Source organism: Rhodococcus sp. 14-1411-2a (genome assembly GCF_002259485.1).
Lineage (GTDB): Bacteria > Actinomycetota > Actinomycetes > Mycobacteriales > Mycobacteriaceae > Rhodococcoides.
The window spans coordinates 156037-182997 of the sequence record NZ_NPGA01000020.1 but is presented as its reverse complement, the minus strand read 5'-3'; the positions used below and the strand labels follow the sequence as shown (position 1 = coordinate 182997).

The following is a 26961-nucleotide window of genomic DNA, read 5'->3' as shown; positions in this document are numbered from 1 at the left end:
ACAGGCCGCCGCGGCTCGACAGTCCGAACCGAACCGAGGTCTCCGGGTCCACCGACCCGATGTCGGCCATCGTGACCGTGCCGTCGAAGGGCAAGTGAATGCGCGCAGCAATTTCCGGTGGATCTCAGACGCCCCCGACCGGCCCCGGCTTCGAGAACGGTTTCCCGCTGTCGTCCGCTCAGCGTGGCATGTGGTTCGCTCAGCAGCTTGCCCCTGACGTCCCGGTCTGTATCGCACAATATGTCGACCTTCGCGGCAACCTCGACATCGGCGTTCTGCAAGAGGCCTCGGCTCAGGCCGGACACGAGTTCCAGTCCGCATATCTCCGACTGGCCGAGGTGGACGGCGAACCCGTACAGCTGGTCGATCACTCCATCGACCAGTCGGTGCACTACCTCGATCTGCGTGATGCCGAGGACCCGATGGCGTCGGCGCTGAGGTGGATCGACGAGAACTACGTCAAGCCCGTCGACATGGAACACGACCCCCTCGTCGACAGTTGGATCATTCAGGTCGAGGACGATCGCAACCTCTGGTATAGCAAGATTCACCACGTCGCACTCGACGGCTACGGTGCCATGACTCTCGTCAACCGAACCGCCGCGCTGTACACGGCGGCCGTCGAACACGTCGAGCCTGCTCCCAACAAGGCGGCCGAGCTTCGCCGACTCTACGAGCTCGATCAGGAATACCGGACGTCGTCGCGCTTCGAGTCCGACAAGGCGTACTGGACTGCTCGCGCCGCGGACATCCAGGACGGAGCTTCTCTGTCCAACACGGCCGGTCGCACGATCGCTGCCAGCAAGTTGCGCAGCGTCGCTCTCCCCGAGGACGTCGTCGCCGAGCTCGAGGCGTCCGACGCGACCAAGGGTGGAACCGCGGCTGCGGTGTTCATCGCCGCTTTCGGCTGCTACCTCTCGCGAATGACCGGGCGAGAAGACGTCTCGGTCAACATCCCGGTGTCCGCGCGCACCACCGCGTTGCTTCGCCGATCCGGTGGAATGCTCGTCAACGTCGCCCCCATTTCGATCCACGTGCCCCAGGACGCGACCGTCGGCGAGCTGGTTCAGCAGGTGCAGCTCGAACTGATGGGAGCGCTGCGGCACCAGCGCTTCAGCATCGAGGACATTCGGCGCGAGCTGGCGGCCTCGGGTAGTGACAAGCAGCTGTCCGGCCCGATGGTCAACATGATGCTGTTCCATCAGCAGATCGAACTCGGGTCGATCGTCGGCGAGTTCAACATCGTGACCTCGGGTCCGGTCGAGGACCTCCTGGTCAACGTCTATCAAAGCGGATCTCCGGCCCGGACGTTCGTCGATTTCAGGGCCAACCCCAACCGGTACGACGACGACGACCTCACCGCGCACCACTCGAGCTTCGTCGACATGGTGGAAGCCTTCATCGCGGCCGGGCCCGAGACCGCTGTTCTGGACGTCCATCCGGTCAGCGCACGCGAGGGCCAGCGCCGGCGGCGCGCGGCAGCCCAGCTCGCCTACTGGACCGAACGGCTCGCCGACGCCCCCGATCTCCTCGATCTTCCGACCGACCGCTCGCGCGCCTCGCACATCGGACACGTTCGCGCATCCCACGAGGTGACGATCGGATCCGAAACGTGGTCCGGAGTGACTCGATTGGCGGCAGAACGGTCCACGACGCCGTTCGTGGTTCTCGAATCTGCTCTCGCCGTGCTGCTTTCGCGACTGGCGAACACCGACGACCTGGTGATAGCCGTACCCGCGGGTCACGGAAACACCGTCGCGCTACGAAACCGACCCGACGTTCGGCAGTCGTTCACCGAATTCGTCGATGCGTCCGCAGCCGACTTCGATGCGGCGATGGCACACGGTGACACGTCGTTCGACGACGTCGTTCAGGCCTTGAATCTGCCTCGAACGGAATCGCACAGCCCCCTCGCTCAGGTTGCGCTCCGGTTCGGTCCGTCCGCACTGCCGCGTGACGGAGTCGGCATGGATCTGGTCGTCACCGTCGACGAGTCCGATTCTGTCACCGTCGTTTTCGATTACGCCACAGAACTGTTCGATGCCGCGAGCACGGCTCAACTCGCCCGTCGCCTCGTCCGCGTTCTCGACACATCGACCAACGAGCCCGATCTGCCGATAGGCGATGTGGATCTGCTGTCCACCGCCGAGCGAGCGCGCCTGGCTCCGGTTCGTGGTCCGCGGTCTGTGGTGGGTGTGGTGTTGCCGGAGTTGTTGGCCGGTGCGGTGGGTGTTGCTGGTGTCGGTGGAGTTGCGGTGGTGTCGGGGTCGCGGTCTGTTTCGTATGGTGAGTTGGATGCGGCGTCGTCGCGGTTGGCGCGGATGTTGATGTCGTGTGGGGTGGGTCCGGGGTCGTTCGTGGCGTTGGCGTTGTCGCGGTCGGTGGAGTCTGTGGTGGCGGTGTGGGCGGTGGCGAAGGCCGGTGGTGCGTTCTTGCCGGTGGATCCGAATTATCCGGTGGATCGGATCGAGCACATGTTGGTCGATTCGGGTGCTGTGGTGGGTGTGACGTTGGGTGCGGATGTGGGTGCGCTCTCGGGTGTGGGTGGGGTGTCGTGGGTGGTGCTCGATGATCCGGATGTGATGGCGGATCTGGCGTTTCGGTCGTCTGCTCCGGTGTTGGATGTGGAGCGTTCGGGTGTGTTGCGGCTCGATGATGCGGCGTATCTGATTTACACGTCGGGCTCGACGGGTGTGCCCAAGGGTGTGGTGGTCACGCATCGTGGTGTGGGGAACTTGGCTGCCGAGGAGCGGGTTCGGTTCGGTGTGGGTCCGTCGTCGCGGGTGTTGGCGTTCGCGTCGCCGAGTTTCGATGCCTCGATTCTCGAGTTCGTGTTGGCGTTCTCGGGTGGGGCGACGATGGTGATCGCTCCGCCGTTGGTGTTCGGTGGGGTGGAGTTGGCGTCGTTGCTGGCCGAGGAGCGGGTTTCGCATGCGTTCGTCACGCCTGCGGCGTTGGCGTCGGTGGATCCGGTGGGGTTGGAGTCGGTCGAGGTGGTGGTGACCGGTGGTGATGTGTGTGCGCCGGAGTTGGTGGCGCGGTGGGCGCCGGGTCGGCGGATGTTCAATGCGTACGGTCCGACGGAGGCGACGATTTTTTCGTCGATCTCGTCGGCGTTGGTGGTGGGGGAGTCGGTCGATATCGGTTCGCCGACGATCGGTTTCGCCGAGGTGGTGTTGGATTCGCGGTTGAATCCGGTGCCCGTGGGTGTGGTGGGTGAGTTGTATCTGGCGGGTCCGGCGTTGGCTCGTGGGTATCACGCGCGGTTGGGTTTGACGGCGGAGCGGTTCGTGGCCGATCCGTTCGGTGGTGCGGGTTCGCGGATGTATCGCACCGGTGATGTGGTGCGGTGGAATGCCTCGGGTGCGTTGGAGTATGTGGGGCGTAGCGATTTTCAGGTGAAGGTGCGTGGTTTCCGGATCGAGTTGGGTGAGATCGATTCGGTGTTGGCTGCGGTGTCGGGTGTCGATTTCGTGGTCACCATCGGACGTGAGTCTGCTGCCGGGGCAACGGTGTTGGTCTCGTATGTGTTGCCGGTGGCCGGTACGGTCCTCGAGGTCGATGCGTTGCGTGAGCATGCCGGTTCGATGCTGCCTGCGCACATGGTGCCCTCTGCGTTCGTGATGTTGGAGTCCATTCCTCTGACTCCGGCAGGCAAACTCGACCGCACCGCACTCCCCGAACCCGAACTCGGTTCACAGGGTGCATTCGAGGCCGCGGAAACGGAATACGAGGCCGCGGTGGCGTCCGTGTTCTGCGACGTTCTCGAGGTCGATCGAGTCGGTGTCACCGACAGCTTCTTCGATCTCGGCGGAAACTCCCTCGTGGCCACGCGTTTGATCGCACGGGTCAATTCGGCTCTCGGAACCGATCTGAAGGTACTGGATCTGTTCGAGGCGTCGACGGTTCGGACTCTGGCGGAACGTGCCGAAGCCAAGGGCGCGTCGCTGCATCGCCGCCCGGCACTCGTCCCCGTCGACCGCCCCGATTCGATCCCGCTGTCTCTCGCGCAGCAGCGGATGTGGTTCATCAACCAGTTCGACGTGTCCTCGCCCGCGTACAACATCCCGCTCACCGTGCGCCTGACCGGCCGTCTGGACGTGAGTGCGATGGCTGCTGCCGTCGGCGACGTCCTGTCCCGGCACGAGTCGCTCCGCACGGTGTTCCCGACTGTGGGCGATCTGCCGATTCAGGTCATCGCACCCGTCGAGGACGTCACCGGATCGAAGCTCCCCCTCGACGTGGTCGACGTCGACGCCGGTTCGGTCGATGAGCTCGTACGTGCAGCTGCGACAACAGGATTCGACGTCACGGTCGATCTTCCGTTCCGCGCGGTGCTGTACCGGACCGGCCCGGAGAGCTTCGTGCTCTCCATCGTCGTCCACCACATTGCGGCCGACGGTGCCTCGATGGCACCGCTGGCCCGAGACGTGATGGTCGCCTACGGCGCCCGCTCCGCCGGCTCGATTCCGGCGTGGGAGCCACTCACCGTTCAGTACGCGGACTTCGCACTGTGGCAGCACGCCGTTCTCGGCGACGAGAGCGACTCCACCTCGGTGGCGTCGCGGCAGATCGAGTTCTGGCAGACGGCTCTGGCAGACCTGCCGGACGTGCTGCCGATGCCACTCGATCGCCCGCGGCCCACCCGGCAGTCGATGCGTGGCAGCGTCACCCCGTTCACGATTCCCGCCGATGTCGCCGCTCGGTTGAATTCGGTTGCTGCCGAACACGACTCGACGCTGTTCATGGTCGTCCATTCTGCGCTTGCATTGCTGCTCGCGCGCCTGAGCGGCACCCAGGACATCGCTGTCGGTACTCCGATCGCGGGTCGCGGCGACGCGGCCCTCGACGACCTCGTGGGCATGTTCGTCGGGACCCTGGTGCTGCGAACGCAGGTCGAGCCTCGAGCCACCTTCGCCGAACTGCTCGCCGACACTCGTCGCTCCGACCTCGCCGCCTTCGACAACACAGACATCCCGTTCGAGCGACTGGTCGATGTACTCGATCCGGCCAGGTCCACCGACCACTCGCCGCTGTTCCAGGTTCTCCTCGAATTCCAGAACAATGCAGCTGTCACGTTGGAACTACCCGATCTCACCGTCGGTTTCGAGGAGATCAGCACCGACACAGCCAAATTCGATCTGCAGCTGCGCGTGGATCAGGAGCCCGTGGATCCGTCCGGGGCACTGTCGGCCTCGTTCACCTACGCCACAGATCTGTTCGATCCCGAAACCATCGACAGGTTCGTCGATCGCTTCCTGCGGATCGTGTCGACCATCGGGGCGTCGACGGACGTACGCACCGGCGACATAGACATCCTGTCCGCCGCAGAGCGGGAACTCGTCCTGTTCGAGTGGAACGACACTGCACGGCTGATCGAACCTCCGGTCCACCAGCACATCCCGGCCGGCGACGTCGACATGACGCTCAGCAGTCTGTTCGACCGACAGGTGCAGCGCAGCCCGTACTCGACCGCGTTGGTGTTCGAGGACGAGCACGTCACCTATCTCGAACTGGACGAACGTGCGAATCAGCTCGCGCGACATCTCATCTCGCTCGGCGTGACGACCGAATCGCACGTCGGCCTCGCGATCCGACGGTCGATCGACCTGCTCGTCGGCATGTACGCGATCGTCAAGGCCGGTGGTGCCTATGTGCCGATCGACCCGGACCATCCGGTCGAGCGTTCGTCCTACGTCCTCTCCAGCGCCCAGCCTGTGTGCATCCTCACCACGAGCCGCGACTGGATCAACATCCCGGTCGCAACTCCGGTCCTCGCCGTCGATCTGCTCGACGTGTCCGATCGCGACCACACCTCTGTCACCGATTCGGATCGACTGGGAAGACTGCACGGCTCCAACACCGCGTACGTCATCTACACCTCCGGTTCGACCGGTCGACCCAAGGGTGTTGCAGTCACGCACTCGGCCATCGTGAATCGGTTGCTGTGGATGCAGCACGAGTATCACCTCGAGCCTGCGGACACCGTTCTGCAGAAGACACCGGCCACGTTCGACGTCTCGGTGTGGGAATTCTTCTGGCCCCTGCAGGTCGGTGCCAAGCTCGTCGTGGCCGAACCCGACGGACACCGCGATCCGGTCTACCTGTCCCGCATCATCGCGGACGAGCACATCACCACCGCGCACTTCGTACCGTCCATGCTCGCGGTGTTCGCGGCAGGTGGACGAGCTGCGGAATGTGTCTCGCTCCGACTCGTCTTCTGCAGTGGCGAGGCACTTCCGCCTGCCACCGCAGCACAGTTCGCGCAGTTCTCCAACGCAGAACTGCACAACCTCTACGGTCCGACCGAAGCGGCCGTCGACGTCAGCTACTACCACGTGACCGGCCGCGACGCCGTCTCGATCCCCATCGGCGCACCGGTGTGGAACACACGCTTGTACGTGCTCGACGCCTCGTTGCGACCGGCTCCCATCGGTGCTCCCGGCGAGCTGTATCTCGCCGGCGTGCAACTCGCTCGTGGGTACGTCGGTCGCGGCGATCTCACAGCGGATCGCTTCGTCGCGGATCCGTTCGGCGAGCCCGGCGAGAGGCTCTATCGCACAGGCGATCTGGTGCGCTGGCGCGCCGACGGCGAACTCGAGTACATCGGCCGAACGGACTTCCAGGTCAAGCTGCGCGGCCTGCGCATCGAACTGCCCGAGATCGAATCGGTTCTCCTTCGATCCGAGTCGGTCGCACAGGCGGTCGCGTTGGTGCACAAGGACCCGAACACCGGTGAGACCCTCGTGGCCTACGTGGTCGGTGCACCCGGCTCCGCCGTCGACCCCGCACAGCTGACGGCCGAGGCCGCGCGCCGCCTGCCGGGGTACATGGTGCCCTCACACGTGGTCGTACTGGACTCGCTGCCGGTCAACGCCAGTGGCAAACTCGATCGCAAGGCATTGCCTGCGCCGGAATTCACCGTTGCCGCGTCGGAGTTCTTCGGCCCCGAGAACCCGGTCGAAGAGATCGTCGCCGGTGTCTTCGGTGATCTACTCGGTATCGCTCAGGTCAGTGTCACGTCGAGTTTCTTCGAGATCGGTGGCAACTCGCTGATCGCGATGCGTTTGGTCGCGCGCGTCAACGCGGCCCTCGGAACGGACATCGGCATCAGGGATCTGTTCGACGCCCCCACGGTGCGAGCGTTGTCGGCAGGTATCGACATCGGCGAGCACGACGTTGCGGCTGCCCCTCGACTGGTCCCGCAGGAGCGCCCGGATGTGGTGCCGCTGTCGCTCGCGCAGCAGCGAATGTGGTTCATCAATCAGTACGACACCGAGTCGGCTGCCTACAACGTCGCATTCGCCATGCGCCTGAGTGGTGTGCTCGATGTCGACGCGATGCACTCGGCCATCGGTGACGTGTTGAGCCGGCACGAGTCGCTGCGCACGATGTTCCCGCTGACCGACGACGTTCCCGCGCAGTCCATCCTCGACGTGGCATCGGCACTGCCGGATCTGACTCCGATTCACGCGAACGACGAGCGTCACGTCCTCGAGTTGATCGCCGACGTCGCCGGCTCGGGTTTCGACGTCGTGGCGGATGTTCCGCTGCGGGTCCGACTGGTTCGGGTGCGCGAGAACGAACACGTGCTCGTGATGGTGGTGCACCACATCTCCTCCGACGGGTTCTCCAGCGCTCCGCTGGCCCGTGACTTGATGGTGTCCTACAGCGCCCGCGCCGCAGGACACGCACCGAGCCAGGAACCGTTGCCGGTGCAGTACGCCGATTACGCGCTGTGGCAGCGCCGGTTCCTCGGTGCGGAGTCCGATCCCGAGTCGATGATGGCCAAGCAGCTCGCCTACTGGGTCGACACACTGTCCGGTAGCCCCGAGGTCCTGGCGTTGCCGACCGATCGCCCGCGTCCCGCGGTCGCATCCCTGCGCGGCGACAGCGTCTCCTTCGAGATCGACGCCGCAATCCATGCTCGTCTTGGTGCTGTTGCCGCCGAGCACAATTCCAGCGCGTTCATGATCGTGCACGCGGCTCTGGCCGTCCTTCTGGCCCGACTCTCGGGCACCGAGGACATCTCGGTCGGAACGCCGATCTCGGGCCGAGGAGACGCCGCACTCGACGAGCTCGTCGGCATGTTCGTCAACACCCTCGTTCTGCGCACCAAGGTGCCCGGCTCGACACGGTTCGAGGACCTGCTCTCGGACGTTCGCTCGGTCGACCTCGCCGCGTTCACTCATTCGGATGTCCCGTTCGAGCGAGTGGTCGATGCGGTCGATCCCGCGAGGTCGACTGCCCATGCGCCGTTGTTCCAGGTGATGCTCGAGTTCCAGCAGACAGACCGACCGACGGTGACGTTGCCCGGACTGTCGATCGAGAGCATCGAGCTACCCAACGACATTTCCAACTTCGACCTGCAGTTGACGGTCTCGGAAGAATTCGACAGTTCCGGCGCACCGGTCGGCATGGAAGCCGGATTCCGCTACGCCACAGAACTGTTCGATGCAGACACCGTCCGGGTTCTCGCCGATCGCCTCGTACGGATCCTCGACGCCGTGACGGCAACGCCGTCCATCCGAGTCGGTGACATCGAGATTCTCTCTGCCAACGAGTACGACTCGTTGGCTCCGGTTCGTGGTCCGCGGTCTGTGGTGGGTGTGGTGTTGCCGGAGTTGTTGGCTGGTGCGGTGGGTGTTGCTGGTGTCGGTGGTGTTGCGGTGGTGTCGGGGTCGCGGTCTGTTTCGTATGGTGAGTTGGATGCGGCGTCGTCGCGGTTGGCGCGGATGTTGATGTCGTGTGGGGTGGGTCCGGGGTCGTTCGTGGCGTTGGCGTTGTCGCGGTCGGTGGAGTCTGTGGTGGCGGTGTGGGCGGTGGCGAAGGCCGGTGGTGCGTTCTTGCCGGTGGATCCGAATTATCCGGTGGATCGGATCGAGCACATGTTGGTCGATTCGGGTGCTGTGGTGGGTGTGACGTTGGGTGCGGATGTGGGTGCGCTCTCGGGTGTGGGTGGGGTGTCGTGGGTGGTGCTCGATGATCCGGATGTGGTGGCGGATCTGGCGTTTCGGTCGTCTGCTCCGGTGTTGGATGTGGAGCGTTCGGGTGTGTTGCGGCTCGATGATGCGGCGTATCTGATTTACACGTCGGGGTCGACGGGTGTGCCCAAGGGTGTGGTGGTCACTCATCGTGGTGTGGGGAACTTGGCTGCCGAGGAGCGGGTTCGGTTCGGTGTGGGTCCGTCGTCGCGGGTGTTGGCGTTCGCGTCGCCGAGTTTCGATGCGTCGATTCTCGAGTTCGTGTTGGCGTTCTCGGGTGGGGCGACGATGGTGATTGCTCCGCCGTTGGTGTTCGGTGGGGTGGAGTTGGCGTCGTTGCTCGCCGAGGAGCGGGTTTCGCATGCGTTCGTCACGCCTGCGGCGTTGGCGTCGGTGGATCCGGTGGGGTTGGAGTCGGTCGAGGTGGTGGTGACCGGTGGTGATGTGTGTGCGCCGGAGTTGGTGGCGCGGTGGGCGCCGGGTCGGCGGATGTTCAATGCGTACGGTCCGACGGAGGCGACGATTTTCTCGTCGATCTCGTCGGCGTTGGTGGTGGGGGAGTCGGTCGATATCGGTTCGCCGACGATCGGTTTCGCTGAGGTGGTGTTGGATTCGCGGTTGAATCCGGTGCCCGTCGGTGTGGTGGGTGAGTTGTATCTGGCGGGTCCGGCGTTGGCTCGTGGGTATCACGCGCGGTTGGGTTTGACGGCGGAGCGGTTCGTGGCCGATCCGTTCGGTGCTGCGGGTTCGCGGATGTATCGCACCGGTGATGTGGTGCGGTGGAATGCCTCGGGTGCGTTGGAGTATGTGGGGCGTAGCGATTTTCAGGTGAAGGTGCGTGGTTTCCGGATCGAGTTGGGTGAGATCGATTCGGTGTTGGCTGCGGTGTCGGGTGTCGATTTCGTGGTCACCATCGGGCGTGAGAGTGCTGCCGGCAGTACGGTGTTGGTCTCGTATGTGTTGCCGGTGGCCGGTACGGTCCTCGAGGTCGATGCGCTGCGTGAGCATGCCGGTTCGATGCTCCCTGCGCACATGGTGCCCTCTGCGTTCGTGATGTTGGAGTCCATTCCTCTGACTCCGGCAGGCAAACTCGACCGCACCGCACTCCCCGAACCCGATTGGTCCGCTCAGGTCACGTCCGGTCGCGACGCGGACAATGCGGTCGAGAAGACGTTGGCCGGACTGTTCGCCGAGGTGCTTCGACTGGACCGTGTCGGCGTCGACGATTCGTTCTTCGCTCTCGGCGGCGACAGCATCATGTCGATTCAGTTGGTCTCGCGCGCCAAGGCGGCCGGACTGTCTCTGTCGCCACGAGATGTCTTCGAGCACAAGACGGTTGCGGCGCTCGCCGAGGTGGTCGCGTCCTCGGACGGCACCGCACCTCTCGTACTGGACGAGTTGCCCGGCGGCGGCGTGGGCGAGGTACCTCTGACTCCGATCGTGGCGTGGATGCTCGATCGGACGGAGGTTCTCGACAAGCACACGCAGACGGCGGTTCTCACACTTCCGGTCGACATCGAACTCGATGTGCTCGAAGCCACCGTCCAGACGGTCCTCGATCACCACGACATGCTTCGCGGTGTCCTGCACCGGGGTGAGCACCCCGCGATGGAGGTCCTTCCCGTCGGATCGGTCTCGGCGAACTCGGTCGTGCACCGCGTGACCTCGACAACCGTTCGGGGACAGGAGTTCTCGGAGCAGGCAAACGCCGAGGCAGAAGCAGCAGTCGGCCGGCTGGCACCCGATGCCGGTGTCATGATCCAGATGGTGTGGTTCGACGCCGGCTCCGAGGGGAGCCGTCTGCTCGTCGTCGCCCACCACCTGGTCGTCGACGGCGTCTCCTGGAGAATCCTGGTTCCCGACCTGGCGTCGGCGTGGGCTCAGATCATCGGTGGAAGCACCCCCGAGCTTGCTTCGGTCGGCACCTCCATGCGTCGTTGGTCGCACGGTTTGCGTGAGGTCACAGCCACCCGCGGCGACGAACTGGCGATCTGGCGCGACGTTCTGGCACAACCGGATCCACTCATCGGATCACGAGCACTCGATCGCGAGATCGACGTCTACCGAACAGTGGACAAGGTCGAAATGACACTGTCCACCGACGTCACCGAGGGGCTACTGACGGCACTGCCCGACGCATTCCACGGCAGCGTCAACGACGGCCTGCTCGCGGCTCTCGCCCTCGCCACGGCGGTATGGCGACGTGGTCGGGGAGTGGTCGTCGACGACGCTCTCATCTCGCTCGAGGGTCACGGCCGCGAGGACCACGTGGTGCCCGGTGCAGATCTCGGCCGGACCGTCGGTTGGTTCACCACGATCTACCCGCTCAGGCTGACCCTCGCCGATCTGGATCTGGACGACGCACTCGCAGGCGGCGTCGACGCAGCGCGGCTGATCAAGTCGGTCAAGGAGCAGCTGCTGGCCGTTCCGGACCACGGTATCGGCTACGGCATGCTCCGCTACCTGGACGAGGACGGTGCCGCTGCACTGCGTGACTTCCCGGCTCCCCAGATCAGTTTCAACTATCTCGGGCGCTACAGCACCGACGTTCCCGACGAGCTTCGCGGACACGGGTGGCTGCCGGTCGACGACTCCGGTGTCGGCGATTCGCAGGACGAGGATCTGCCGGTCGCAGCCGTTCTCGACATCAATGCCGTCACCACCGCGACGCCGACCGGCCCGCGGCTCGAGGCGACGTTCGCTTTCCCCACCGGCGTGCTCGACGCGGACGAGGTCACCGAGCTGGCGGAGCTGTGGCGTCAGGCTCTCACCGCGCTGACGCAGCTGGCCCAGCGACCGGGGGCCGGTGGCTTCACGCCCTCCGACCTCGATCTGGTGCGGCTCGATCAGAGTTCCATCGACGACCTCGAACGGGTTTATCCCACGCTGGACGACATCTGGTCGATGACGCCGCTGCAGGCCGGATTGCTCTTTCACGCCGAGCTGTCGGATCAGTCCGTCGACGCCTACATCGTCCAACTGGTGCTGGAGTTGCGCGGAAGCGTCGACGAGGCGCGGTTCCGGCGTGCTGCTCGGGGGCTGCTGCGTCGACACGCGAACATGCGGACCGCTTTCGTGCACAACAGCGACGGCGAGTCGATTCAGATCGTCCACCACGACGTGGATGCCCCCTGGTCGTCGATCGACCTGACCGCACTGGATCCGGAGGATCGAGCCCTCGAGCTCGATCGCATCGAACACGAGGACCGTGCCACTCGATTCAACATGGCACAGGCACCTCTGTTGCGCTTCATGCTCATCACCGTGGCACCGGGCGAGTGGCGCCTGGTGATGACCAACCACCACATCCTGCTCGACGGCTGGTCCACGCCGCTGTTGCTCAAGGACCTGCTGACGCTCTACGTGGTCGACGGTGACGAGACCGTGCTCCCACGAGTTCCGGCCTACCGCGACTACCTGTCGTGGCTGGCCAAGCGTGATCGCTCGTCGGCTCTCGAAGCGTGGACGAGCGCTCTCGCCGGTTTGTCCGAGCCGACGCTGTTGACGCCGGTCGAGAGCCGACGCCAGGAATCGACGTTGGCGGGCCGCTCGTTGGTCTCACTCGATGTGGAGCAGACGAACCGCTTGCGCAGCGTCGCTCGCGCCCGTGGCGTGACGATCAACTCCATGGTCCAGGCGTCCTGGGCGCTGGTTCTCGGCACTCTGACCGGACGCTCCGACGTCGTGTTCGGTGCCACCGTGTCCGGACGCCCGCCGGAGGTCTCCGACATCGAGTCGATGGTCGGGTTGTTCATCAACACTCTGCCGGTCCGGATCGTGCTCGATCCGTCGGAGACACTCGGCGAGTACCTCGAACGGGTGCAGTCCGAACAGGCCGCGCTACTCGATCACCACTACCTCGGCCTCACCGACATTCAGCGAGCAGTCGGACCGGCCGTCTCCTTCGACACCCTGACGGTGTTCGAGTCGTACCCGATGGACCGCGCGGGGTTGTCGGCGGAAACCGACCTCGCCGGAATGCGGGTGCACGACGTACACGACGGAAGCGACACGGCGCAGTATCCTCTGACCTTGGTCGCCATGGTCGACGACCGGCTGCACATCGAGGCGAAGTACCTGCCGGAGTTGTTCGAGCACAGCGTCGTTGCGGCGACGGTCGACAGAATCGTGCGTGTTCTCGAGGCCATCGCAACCGACACCGGTCGACGCGTCGGATCGCTCTCGTTGCTGTCCGAGGACGAATTGCGCCAGCTGGCACCGGTTCGTGGACCGGCGTCGTCGGATACTCGACTGCTTCCCGATATCTTCACCGACGCTGCCGCAGTCGACCCGCAGGGCACCGCTCTGTGGAGCGACGGCCGCACCGTGGACTATGCCGAACTGGACGCGCAATCGTCTGCTCTCGCAAGAACTTTGATCGCTCGCGGTGCCGGCCCGGAAACTGTCGTTGCACTGGCTCTGCCACGGTCCGTCGAATCCGTACTCGGTATCTGGGCAGTCGCCAAGACCGGGGCGGCGTTCCTGCCGATCGATCCGAGCTACCCGCGCGATCGCGTCGAACACATGCTCGTCGACTCGAACGCGTCGATCGGTCTGACCCTGTCGGAGCACGAGGCCGATGTCTCCGGTCTCGGCTCTGCTCGGTGGACCGTGCTCGACCACGACGCCACGCGCACCGAACTCGCCGGTCACTCGACCGCCCCGGTTCGCGACGTCGACCGAATTCGCCCGATGCACATCGATCAGCTCGCCTACCTGATCTACACCTCGGGCTCGACGGGTGTTCCCAAGGGCGTCACCGTCACCCACCGCGGGCTGGCCAATCTGGCCGAAGAGGAGCGGACTCGTTTCGAGGTGACCCCGGGCGCTCGGGTTCTCGCGTTCGCGTCCCCGAGCTTCGATGCCTCCATCCTGGAACTGCTGATGGTGTTCTCCGGTGCCGCGACCATGGTCATCGCGCCGACCTCCGTCTACGGCGGCGCCGAGTTGGCCGAACTGCTCGCAGCACAGCACGTCACGCACGCGTTCGTCACGCCCGCCGCGCTGGCATCGGTGGATCCGGACGGCCTGACCGAGTTGGCCGTGGTGGCCACCGGTGGCGACGTGTGTCCGCCCGAGCTCGTGGCTCGCTGGGCACCGGGCCGTCGGATGTTCAACGCGTACGGTCCCACCGAGGCGACGATCTTCTCGTCCATCAGTGATCGACTCGACGTCGACTCCACCATCGACATCGGTTCTCCGACAATCGGTTTCAGCGAGGTGGTCCTCGACGCACGACTGCATCCCGTTCCGGTCGGGGTCGTGGGTGAGCTCTATCTCGCCGGCCCGGCACTGGCTCGTGGCTACCATTGCCGATTCGGTTTGACCGCAGACCGTTTCGTCGCGAATCCCTTCGGCGAGAGCGGCGCCAGGATGTACCGCACCGGCGACGTGGTGCGATGGACCGAGTCGGGAACGCTCGAGTACGTCGGACGCAGCGATTTCCAGGTCAAGGTGCGCGGCTTCCGCATCGAACTGGGCGAGATCGACGCCGTCCTGACCGACCATCCGATGGTCGAGTTCGCCACCACCGTGGGTGTCGACGGTCCGACGGGCAACACCATTCTGGTTGCCTACGTCCTCCCGAGGTCCGGCGAGCAGGTCGATGCAGCAGCTCTGCGCACTCATGTCTCGAGTTCGCTACCGACCCACATGATCCCGACGGCCTTCGTCGCACTGGAGTCGATTCCGCTGACACCGGCAGGCAAGTTGGACCGCAATGCCCTGCCTGCACCCGATCTCCATCTCGGGGGCGACTCGCGTGCACCGCGGAACGACACCGAGCAGGTCATCGCCGATATCTTCGGCGAGGTACTGGGGATCGACGGCGTCGGAATCGATTCGAGCTTCTTCGATCTGGGTGGCGACTCGCTCAGTGCCACCAGACTCACTGCGCGCGTCAACTCCGCCCTCGGCACCACGGTCAGCGTCCGCGCATTGTTCGAGGCTCCCACCGTCGAGTCACTCGCGGTGCGAGTGCTCAGCAACCCGGTCGGTACCCTTCGCCGTCCCGCACTCGTGGCGAAGCCGCGCCCGGATTCGATTCCGTTGTCGCTTGCGCAGCAACGAATGTGGTTCATCAACCAGTTCGACGTGACCTCGGCGGCGTACAACATCCCGCTTGCGGTGAGACTGACGGGTCGACTCGACATCGCCGCGATGAGCGCGGCCGTCGGGGACGTTCTGGAACGTCACGAGTCGCTGCGCACGGTGTTCCCCACCCGCGGGGATCGTCCTGAGCAGAAGATCCTCGACGTGCAGGCGGCGAGAACCGAACTCGCCGTCGTCGAGCTGGACGCCACCGAGGTCGTTGCGGCCATCTCGGCCGCTGCCGCAACAGGATTCGATGTCTCGACCGATCTACCGTTCCGCGCGGTCCTGTACCGGATCGCACCGGACGAGTTCGTGCTCTCGATCGTCGTGCATCACATTGCTGCCGACGGCGCATCCATGGCACCCCTGGCGCGAGATGTCATGGTCGCCTACGGCTCTCGCGCGGCTGCCGGCGCTCCGAAGTGGACACCGCTCGACGTTCAGTACGCGGACTTCGCACTCTGGCAACGCACCGTCCTCGGCGACGAGTCCGATCCCGCGTCCCTCGCCGCGCAGCAGTTGGACTTCTGGAAGACCGCCCTGGCGGATCTTCCCGATGTTCTGCCGCTACCGCTCGATCACCCGCGGCCCGCTCGACAGTCCATGCGCGGCAACAGTGTTCGGTTCGAGATCGACCGCACCACTCATGCCGGACTGGTCGACCTCGCACGTGCCAACGAGGCAACCGTCTTCATGGCCGTCCACGCGGCGTGGTCGATCCTGATGGCGCGCATCAGCGGCACCGAGGACATCGCTGTCGGAACGCCGATCGCCGGACGAGGTGACGCTGCACTCGACGATCTGGTCGGCATGTTCGTCGGCACCCTGGTTCTGCGCACGGAGGTGGCACCGCAGCTTTCGTTCACCGATCTGCTTCGGGCCACGCGTACAGCCGATCTCGCGGCGTTCGAGAACACCGATGTGCCGTTCGAGCGGTTGGTCGACGTTCTCGACCCCGCTCGTTCGACCGACCGCTCGCCGTTGTTCCAGGTGCTTCTCGAGTTCCAGAACAACACGTCCGCGACGCTCGAACTGCCGGACCTCACGGTCGAGGCCGTCGACATCGATGCTCACATCGCGAAGTTCGACCTGCAACTGACCGTCGCCGAGGAGTTCGACGAGGCCGGTGCACCGGCCGGGATGACCGCCGCGATCACCTACGCGACCGACTTGTTCGAGGCATCGTCCGTCGAGGAGTTCTCGGCACGATTCGGTGCCGTGCTCGCCTCCGTGACGAGCGATCCCGAGCGCGCAGTCGGCGATATCGATGTGCTCCTGCCGGGCGAGCTCGACGCCATGACGCATGACTGGAACCACGCTGGCCGGGTGGCATCCGATGCGACGCTGGCCGATCGATTCGCTGCTGCCGCCGCGCGATTCCCCGATTCGCGCGCCGTCGTCTTCGGAGATCACACGCTGACCTACGCCGAGCTCGACGACCGCTCCAGCCGACTCGCACGGCTTCTCGTACAGCGCGGTGTGACGTCGGAATCGCTGGTAGCGGTCGCGATGCCTCGCAACGAGGAGCTGATCGTCGCGCTGCTCGCGGTGATCAAGTCCGGTGGCGGCTACCTTCCGATCGACGTGTCCTACCCAGCGGACCGGCTGGCGTTCATGCTCGAAGACGCTTCGCCCGTCTGCGTGATCTCCACTGTTGCCGACAGTGCGGCGGTGCCCGCCTCGGATCTCGATGTCCTCGAGATCGATTCGCCCGAGCTGATCGCGGAGCTGGCCGGCATGTCGGGTGCCCCGCTGACCGACGCGGACCGTTCGGGTGGCACCAGCGCCGATTCCATCGCGTACGTGATCTACACCTCGGGCAGCACCGGTCGCCCCAAGGGCGTGCAGATCGCGCACCGCAACGTGGCGACGCTGTTCGCGAACACCGCTGATCTCTTCGACTTCGACGATCGTGACGTCTGGACGATGTTCCACTCGTACGCGTTCGACTTCTCGGTGTGGGAGCTGTGGGGACCGCTGCTGCACGGTGGAACACTCGTGGTCGTCGACTACTACACGGCACGCTCTCCGGAGCTGTTCCGCGAGTTGCTCGTTCGCGAGCGGGTCACGGTGCTCAACCAGACACCGACGGCGTTCTACCAGTTCGCGGAAGCCGATCGTGTGGCCACCGGAAACCTCGCCGGCACCACGGACTCCGATCTCTCGCTGCGCTACGTGATCTTCGGCGGCGAGGCACTCGATCTCGGGCAGTTGGCTCGCTGGTACGCCCGGCACGACGAGTCCGCCCCGACTCTGGTCAACATGTACGGCATCACCGAGACGACAGTCCACGTGAGCCACCTGGCCTTGACCGAGCAGTTCGCGGCATCGGCCTCGGCCAGCGTCATCGGTCAGGCCATCCCCGCACTGCGCGTCGCCGTTCTCGACACGCGTCTCAATCCGGTACCACCCGGCGTCACCGGTGAAATGTACGTCTCCGGGGCACAGCTCTCTCGCGGATACCTGGGCCGGGCCGGCCTGTCGGCCACCCGTTTCGTGGCAGATCCGGCCGGAGACGCCGGTGCCCGGATGTACCGCACCGGTGACACCGCACGGTGGAATCGTGACGGCGCGCTCGAGTACCTGGGCCGCAGCGACATGCAGGTGCAGCTGCACGGCTTCCGTATCGAACTCGGCGAGATCGAAAGCGCGCTGTTGGCGTTCGACGGCGTCGCGGCGTCCGTGGTCTCGGTTCGAGACGACGGATTCGGTGATCGACTGATCGGATACGTCGTCGCCGAGGCGGGCCGAACACTCGACCACTCCGCCGTTCTCGAATTCGTCGGACACTCACTGACGTCGTACATGGTTCCGGCCGCTTTGATCGTGCTGGACGAGCTGCCGCTCACCGCCAACGGAAAGCTCGACCGCCGGGCTTTGCCGGCTCCGGACTTCTCCGCCAATGTCACCGAGAGCCGTTTGCCGGCAACCGAAGTCGAGTCCATTCTCGCCGGATTGTTCGCCGACGTCCTCGGCCTCGACACCGTCGGCGTCGACGACTCGTTCTTCGCGCTCGGCGGCGACAGCATCATGTCCATCCAGCTGGTCTCACGCGCCAAGGCGGCCGGTCTGGTTCTGGCTCCGCGCGACATCTTCGAGCGCAAGACCGTCGCAGCGTTGGCCGAGGTCGTGGTCCTCGGAGGCGACGTCGTCGTACTGGAAGAACTCGACGGTGGGGGAGTCGGCCCGCTGCCCCTCACTCCGGTCGTGCGTTGGATGTTGGAGCGCAGCACCGACTTCGGGCGCTACACCCAGACGGCACTGCTTCAGCTCCCGGTCGGCATCGAGAGCGTCACGCTCGAGCGCACCGTGCAGGCCGTGCTCGATCGTCACGACATGCTGCGATCGCGACTGTTCCAGGACGCGGACGGAATCTGGCACGAGGAAGTAGCTCCGATCGGCACTGTGTCCGCCGCGTCGGTGATCCACGCGGTCTCGGTCGATTCCGTGGACGGTCCCGAATTCTCCTCCCGTGCCGCAACGGAACTCGACGCTGCAGCAGATCGACTGGTCCCCGCCGACGGGGTCATGGTGCAGATGGTGTGGTTCCAGGCCCCGAACGGGTCCGGCCGACTGCTCGTCGTCGCACATCACCTCGTGATCGACGGCGTGTCGTGGCGCATCCTCGTCCCGGATCTGGCGACGGCCTGGAGCCAGATAGTCGCGGGCGACACACCTGCGCTGGCACCGATCGGCACATCGATGCGACGGTGGTCCACCGGTTTGACCGAGGTCACCGCGAGCCGCGCCGACGAAATCGGCCTGTGGCAGCGCATTCTGAACGGTGACGATCCGACGATGGGTTCGCGACCACTGGACAAGCGCGTCGATGTAGACGCGACCGTGCAGCGCATCCGTACATCGCTCCCGGTCCAGGTGACCGAGCGACTGCTGACAGCGGTGCCGAATGCCTTCCGCGGCAGCGTCAACGACGGTCTCCTGGCCGGGCTTGCATTGGCACTGACGGCGTGGCGTCGCGAACGGGGAGCCTCGGTTCGCAGTGCGTTGATCACACTCGAAGGCCATGGCCGTGAAGACGCCGTGGTGCCCGGAGCCGATCTCGGCAGAACCGTCGGCTGGTTCACCACGATCTTCCCGGTTCGACTCGATCTCGGCTCGCTGGACATCGCCGACGCGTTGTCCGGTGGCGACTCCGCCGGAGCCTTGATCAAGGCCGTGAAGGAGCAGCTGCTCGAGATCCCCGATCACGGAATCGGCTACGGCATGCTGCGGTACCTGGACTCCGACGGGACCGAGGCACTGTCCGGTTACGCCGCCCCGCAGGTCAGCTTCAACTACCTCGGGCGCTTCTCGACCGGATCGTCCGAGGGCATGGAAGACGTGGGCTGGATTCCTGTGGCCGACGCCGAACTGGGCGACGCACAGAACCCGGACATGCCGGTACCGGCCGCGCTGGACATCAACGCCGTCACCACCTCGACACCCGACGGGCCCCAGCTCGACGCCACCTTCGCGTTCCCGGCCGGCATCCTGGATGCGGACGAGGTCGATCGGTTGATCGAACTGTGGACGCAGGCACTGACCGCGATCACCGAGCACGCCTCGACCGAGGGCGCGGGCGGCTTCACCCCGTCCGACCTCGAGCTCGTGGACATCGATCAGCGTTCCATCGAGGTGCTCGAGAAGCAGTTCCCCGATCTCGACGATGTGTGGTCGATGTCGCCGCTGCAGGCCGGACTGCTCTTCCACGCCCGTCTCGCAGGCGAGGTCGGCAGCGACAGTGCGGGAGTCGACGCCTACATGGTGCAGCTCGGTCTGGAGCTGCGCGGCGTCGTCGATGCCGAGCGGATGCATTCCGCCGTGAACAAGCTAGTCTCTCGTCATCCGAACTTGCGAGCAGCGTTCGTGCACAACAGCACCGGCGAATCTCTGCAGATCGTGCAGAGTTCGGTCACGGTGCCGTGGTCCGAGGTCGATCTCCGCGGTGAAGCCGATGTCGAGGCAGCACTGGAAGCCGTACTCGAGGCCGATCGCGGCGTGCGATTCGAGATGGACTCGGCACCGCTGCTTCGGTTCACGCTGATCACCCTCGCCGACGATCACTGGCGACTGCTGCTGACCAATCACCACATCCTGCTCGACGGCTGGTCGACGCCGCTGGTGGTCAAGGAACTGATCACCCTCTACGTCACCGAGTCCGACGATTCGATGCTGCCGCGAGTTCCCGCGTATCGGGACTACCTCGCGTGGATGCGGCAACGCGACGTCGCCATCTCCACCGCGCAGTGGGTCAGTGCGATGGCCGGCGTCGAGGAGCCGACACTGCTCGTCACCGGTGACCGGGGTCGTCAGTTGTCCACTGTCTCGAGCGAGACCGAGCGGTCGTTGTCGATCGAGACCACAGCGGCGTTGCGCGATTTCGCGGCGCGCCGCGGGTCCACTCTGAACACACTCGTTCAGACTGCGTGGGGCATCGTGCTCGCCACTCTGACCGGTCGCGAGGACGTCGTCTTCGGTGCCACGGTGTCGGGTCGTCCGCCCGAGGTTCCGGGCATCGAAGGCATGATCGGGCTCTTCATCAACACGCTTCCCGTTCGGGTCACGCTCGATCGGGCCGAGACACTCGGCGCACTGGTCGATCGTGTGCAGGCCGAACAGGCAGCGCTGCTCGATCACCATTACCTCGGTCTGACCGACATCCAGCGCGCGGCCGGAGCCGGCGTCGCATTCGACACGCTGACGGTGTTCGAGTCCTACCCGGTCGATCGCGCCGGAGCCTCTGCTGCAACGGATTTCGCAGGTATGCAGGTGACGGACATCCTCGGCACCGACGCGGCGCACTATCCGCTGACACTGGTGTCTTCGGTCGACGAGCGCCTGAACCTCAAGGCCAAGTACCTGCCCGAACTCTTCGAGCTCCAAGACGTGCACGCCATCGTCGATCGGGTCGAGCGGGTGCTCGACGCAGTGCTGGCCGACGAGCAGCAGCCACTGGCTCGGCTGCGATTGCTGGCCGACACCGAATTCGCTTCTCTGGCTCCGGTATTCGGCCTCGAAGGCCGATCGACTCGGCTGCTACCGGAGATCTTCTCAGACGCAGCTGCCGTCGACCCGGACGCCATCGCGGTGCGCAGCGTCGACGGCGAGTTGACGTACCGAGAGCTGGATCGACAGTCGAACCGGCTCGCTCGCATTCTGATCGGCCGCGGTGTCCGCACCGAGACGTTCGTCGCACTCGGGATCGCACGATCCATCGAGTCGGTGCTGACCGTCTGGGCCGTCGCGAAGTCCGGTGCCGCCTTCGTACCGGTCGATCCGAACTACCCGGCCGATCGCATCGAGCACATGCTGGCCGACTCCGGAGCAACCTTCGGTGTCACCACCCGCACTCACCTCGACGACCTGCCGTCGACCGTGCCGTGGATCGTCCTGGACGACCTCGCCACCGACGGTCCGAACGCGGTGAGCGACGAGCCCGTCGCCGACGACGAACGCCGTGGTCGCGTCACCCTGTCGAGTGCGGCGTACACGATCTACACGTCGGGTTCGACGGGTGTACCGAAGGGGGTCGTGGTCACCCACTCCGGCCTCGACAACTTCGCGACCGAGCAGCGCGAGCGCTATCGAGTCACGAAGGACTCACGCACGCTTCATGTTTCGTCACCCAGCTTCGACGCGTCCGTACTCGAGTACCTGCTCGCGTTCGGCGTCGGTGCCACGATGGTGATCGTTCCACCCACGGTGTACGGCGGAGCCGAGCTGGCGTCGTTGCTGGCCGAGGAATCGGTCACTCACGGCTTCATCACCCCGTCCGCCCTCGCCTCGGTCGATCCGGCCGGTCTCGACACGTTCGCCGATGTCGTGGTCGGCGGCGAGGCCGTTCCGTCCGAGTTGGTCACCAAGTGGGCTCCCGGTCGCAACCTGTTCAACGGGTACGGACCGACCGAGGCCACGATCATGTCCAACATCAGTGCACCGATGGTCGCCGGCGAGCCGGTGTCGATCGGTGGGCCGGTGCGGGGTGTGTACGAGGTGGTTCTCGACTCGCGACTGCAGCCGGTTCCCGTCGGGGTCGCGGGTGAGCTCTATCTCGCAGGCGTCGGCCTGGCCCGCGGCTACCACGATCGGATGGGGCTGACGGCCGAACGATTCGTCGCCGACCCGTTCGGTGCTCCCGGTGCCCGCATGTACCGCACCGGAGATGTGGTGCGCTGGTCGCCGGATCTGGCCATCGAATATGTCGGTCGCAGCGACTCGCAGGTCAAGGTCCGCGGCTTCCGCATCGAACTCGGCGAGATCGACGCCGCGCTCTCGGCACATCCCGCGGTGGATTTCGCAGCCACCTTCGGAACTCCCGGGCCGTCCGGTGCCACTGTTCTCGTGGCGTACGTGCGCCTGACGGGGGACAACCCGGCACACGCGGTCGACACCTTCGACACTGCGGTTCTGCGTGACCATCTTGCCGCCGCGCTGCCGTCGCACATGGTGCCCAGCGCCATCGTCGTGGTCGAGTCGATTCCTCTCACTCCGGTGGGCAAGCTCGATCGCGCCGCACTGCCCGTACCGGCGTTCGGCTCGGCCACCTCGTACCGAGAGCCGAGCACGCCGGCCGAGCTGACGGTCGCGGCGGTCTTCGCCGAGATCCTCGAGGTGGATCGAGTCGGTGCCGACGACGGATTCTTCGAGCTCGGTGGTGACTCGCTCAGCGCAACGCGGGTGATCGCTCGCGTCAACGCCGAGTTCGGTACCTCGATCGGTGTCCGCACGATCTTCGAGACCCCGACGGTGTCGGGACTGGCGAGCGCAGTCGGCACTGCCGACACTCGCGCGCAGCGCCCGGCTCTCGTTGCGGCGGCACGTCCAGAGAACATTCCGCTCTCGCTCGCTCAGCAGCGGATGTGGTTCATCAACCAGTTCGACACCTCGTCGGCCGCGTACAACGTGCCGCTGGTCGTCAAACTGACCGGGCGGCTCGACACCGCTGCTCTGGCCGCCGCGGTGGTCGATGTTCTGGGACGCCACGAATCTCTGCGCACGACCTTCCCCGACGGTCCGGAATTCCCGGTGCAGCTCGTGCACCCGGCTGCCGAGGTCGCACCTGCGGTCGAATCCGAACGGATCGATGCCGCTGTTCTGGCCGATCGCGTCGCTCTGTTGGCCGGTCGAGGATTCGACGTGACCACCGAGATCCCGGTGCACGTCGAGCTGTTCGAGGTGCTCGATGCCGGCGTCGACGCGTCCGAGGATCCTGTCTTCGTACTCGCCATGGTGGTGCACCACATCGCCGCCGACGGCGCGTCGATGGCACCGCTCGCTCGCGACGTCGTGCTCGCGTACTCGGCGCGCAGTGTAGGTCAGGCACCGAACTGGCAGCCGCTGCCCGTCCAGTACGCCGACTACACGATCTGGCAGCGTTCGCTGCTCGGAGACGAGCAGGACCCGTCGAGCGTGGCCGCGGCCCAGCTCGAGCACTGGTCCACCGCGCTCGCGGGTCTTCCCGACCTGCTGCCGTTGCCGACGGACCGACCGAGGCCGACCACGCAGGACTTCCACGGTGGCCGAGTTCGCTTCACGGTCGATGTCGACATCCATCGGACGCTCGTCGACATCACTCGGGAACAGAACGTCAGCATGTTCATGGTGCTGCACGCGGCGTTCGCGGTCGTTCTGGCTCGTTTGAGCGGCACCGACGACATCGCGATCACCACTCCGGTGGCCGGGCGCGGGGACGCGGCGCTCGACGACCTCGTGGGTATGTTCGTCAACACGCTCGTGCTGCGCAGCCGAGTCGACGAGTCCGCGACGTTCGACGATCTGCTGAACCAGGTCAAGGCACACGATCTCGACGCGTTCGATCACACCGAGATGCCCTTCGAGAGAATCGTCGAGGTTCTCAATCCCACCCGTTCGACGGCATACGCTCCGCTGTCACAGGTCGCGCTGTCGTTCCAGAACAACGAGAAGGCCTCGCTCGAGCTTCCGAACCTCCGCGTCGAAGGCTTCGACTTCGACGTTCCGGTAGCCAAGCAGGATCTTCAGCTGCTGCTGTCCGAGACCTTCGACGAGGCGGGACGTCCGTCCGGCTTCGAGGCCGCATTCGACTACGCCACCTCGCTGTTCGACGCGGCCAGCGTCGAGGCCATCGCGGCGCGACTGATTCGAGTTCTCGACGCCGTCGGACGCGACCGGCACGCGGTGGTCGGAGACATCGAAATTCTGGGCGCCGACGAGCAGCGCGCGTTGGCGCCGGCGCGAGGAAACCCGGACGCAGCAGTCCGGACGTGGCCGGAGTTGCTCGCGGCGGCGGTCGCGCTCGACCCGTACGCAGTGGCCGTCACCTACCGAGGCATCAGCCTTTCCTACGCCGATCTGGACAGCTGGTCCAACCGAATCGCTCGAATGCTGATCGACTACGGCGTCGGGCCCGAGACGTTCGTCGCGTTGGCGCTGCCTCGATCGATCGAGTCGGTGCTGTCGGTGTGGGCCGTGGCCAAGACCGGTGCTGCATTCCTGCCCGTCGATCCGAACTACCCGGCGGACCGAATCGCGCACATGCTCGAAGATTCCCATGCCGCAATGGGTCTGACCGACATCGACAGCAGGGGATCGCTGCCCGACACCGTCCCGTGGCTGGTTCTGGACGATCCGGAAATTTCCGCGGAGTTGTCTCGCTACCCGGCGGACGCGGTGACCGACGTCGAGCGTACGGCGACCCTGCACATCGACCACCCCGCCTACCTGATCTACACATCGGGTTCGACCGGTCGCCCGAAGGGCGTTGCAGTGCGGCACCGTGGCTTGGCCAACCTCCAGGCCGAGGTGCTCGAGCGATTCCGCCCCACTCGGGATTCGCGTGTTTCGCACATCGCGTCACCGAGTTTCGACGCATCGATCTACGAGCTGACGATGGCGTTCGGCGTCGGTGCCACCGTCGTGATCGTGCCGCCGGGAGTCTTCGGCGGCGGCGACTTGGCCGACCTGCTCGAATCCGAACACGTCACGCACGCGTTCCTGACGCCCGCGGCGCTGTCGTCGATCGACGAGACACGTCTGGGCAACGTTCGGGTCCTCGCCGTCGGAGGTGAGGCCTGTACTCCGGAGTTGGTGGCGAAATGGGCACCGGGCCGCCAGATGTTCAACGGCTACGGTCCGACCGAGACCACCATCCAGGCGAGTGTCGGTGGTCCGCTGGTGCCCGGTGGCACGGTGGACGTCGGCAGGCCTGGAACCGGATTCCGGTTCCAGGTGCTCGACGCACGACTGCGGCCGGTTCCGGCCGGAGTGTCGGGCGAGCTCTACATCGCCGGTCCCGGTACCGCCCGTGGATACCTCGGGCGTTTCGGGCTGACATCCGAGCGCTTCGTCGCCGATCCGTTCGGTACTCCTGGCGACCGGATGTATCGAACCGGTGACGTCGTGCGCTGGGGAAGTGCCGGAGCCGTCGAGTTCGTCGGACGCAGTGACTTCCAGGTCAAGGTGCGCGGTTTCCGCATCGAACTCGGCGAGATCGACTCCGCACTCACCGAGAACGAGCAGGTCGGATTCGCCGCCACGATCGGGCACACGGCGGCGTCGGGTGACACCGTTCTCGTGTCCTACGTTCTCGCGGCCGACGGCGAATCGGTCGACACCGAAGCACTTCGAGACCGAGTCGCCAAAGTGCTTCCGCGTCATATGGTTCCGTCGGCGATCATCGAGCTGGACGACATTCCGCTGACGCCTGTGGGCAAGCTCGATCGGCGGGCCCTGCCGGTTCCGGAGCTGACGACGTCGACCACTCCGTACCGGGCACCGGCCACCGACGTGGAAGCTGCGATCGCCGATGCGTTCGCGCAGGTTCTCGGAGTCGATCGGGTCGGCATGGACGACAACTTCTTCGAGCTGGGCGGGACGTCGCTGGTGGCCACGAAGATCGTGCCTGCCATCGAGAACGCCATCGGAGTGCGGGTGCCGCTGCAAGCGCTGTTCGTCGATCCGACACCGTCGGGGTTGGCAGCGCGGGTCGCCGCGGATGCCGACGCTGGGGGCGCGGATCTCGATTCGGTGTTCGGAGTCGTGATTCCGCTGCGCGGCAGCGGGTCCAAGGCACCGTTGTTCTGCGTCCACCCGGGAATCGGGTTGTCGTGGGGCTACGCCGGTCTCGTCTCGCATCTGAGCGACGACCGTCCCGTGTACGGCCTACAGCTGCCGAGCATCGTCGAAGGGTCGACGTTCGGGTCCATTCGCGATCTCGCGCACCGCTACGCCGACGAGATTCGCGCTGTTCAGCCGGTGGGTCCGTACCACCTGCTCGGGTGGTCGCTCGGCGGCTCGCTCGCTCATGCGATAGCGGTGGAACTGCGCAGCACCGGCAGCGATGTTCGCACCCTCGCACTGTTGGACAGCTACGTCGACGGGCACGACGGCGAAGCGGTCGAGGGAGCGTTGAGCGTCGAGAACCTGCTTGCGGGATTGGGGCTCGATCTGACTGCTCAGCCCTCGACCGAGCCGTTGACCTACGAACGGGGCGTCGAACTACTCGACGAGTCGTTGGGACAGACGACCGGCGTTTCCGCCGATCATCTGCGACGTATCAATGCGGGATTCGAGAACTCGACTCGAATAATGGCCGAGTTCATCCCGGACGTGTTCGACGGAGATGTTTTGTTCTTCTCCGCAACGAAGGGTGCGAGCGATGGAATTGTTCGATCTCCGCAGGAATGGCGGCCGTATGTGACAGGAGATATCGTCATCCACGATGTCGACGTTTTCCACAACGAGATGACCAATGCAGATGCGGCCACTGTGATCGGGCCGGTCGTCGATTCTCATCTCGGGAATACACCTGAATAACAATTGATGTGTTCTTCACATCGCAGGGCACATCTACGAATACCATCGGCACTCGAGACGAATGCCGTCGAATACGAATCACTACCACCAG

The 26961-nt window shown here is 65.3% G+C and carries 1 protein-coding gene; it reads left to right on the top strand.

Features of this window, described 5'->3' with window-relative positions:
- Positions 1-98: 98 nt before the first annotated feature.
- Positions 99-26870 (top strand): non-ribosomal peptide synthetase, encoded by a 26772-nt coding sequence (locus tag CH291_RS21830; RefSeq protein ID WP_094688638.1) that lies wholly within the window; start codon positions 99-101, stop codon positions 26868-26870.
- Positions 26871-26961 lie beyond the last annotated feature (91 nt).

Excerpts from the sequence above, each read along its gene's own strand:
- CH291_RS21830 (WP_094688638.1), top strand. The coding sequence starts at position 99 with ATGCGCGCAGCAATTTCCGGTGGATCTCAGACGCCCCCGACCGGCCCC.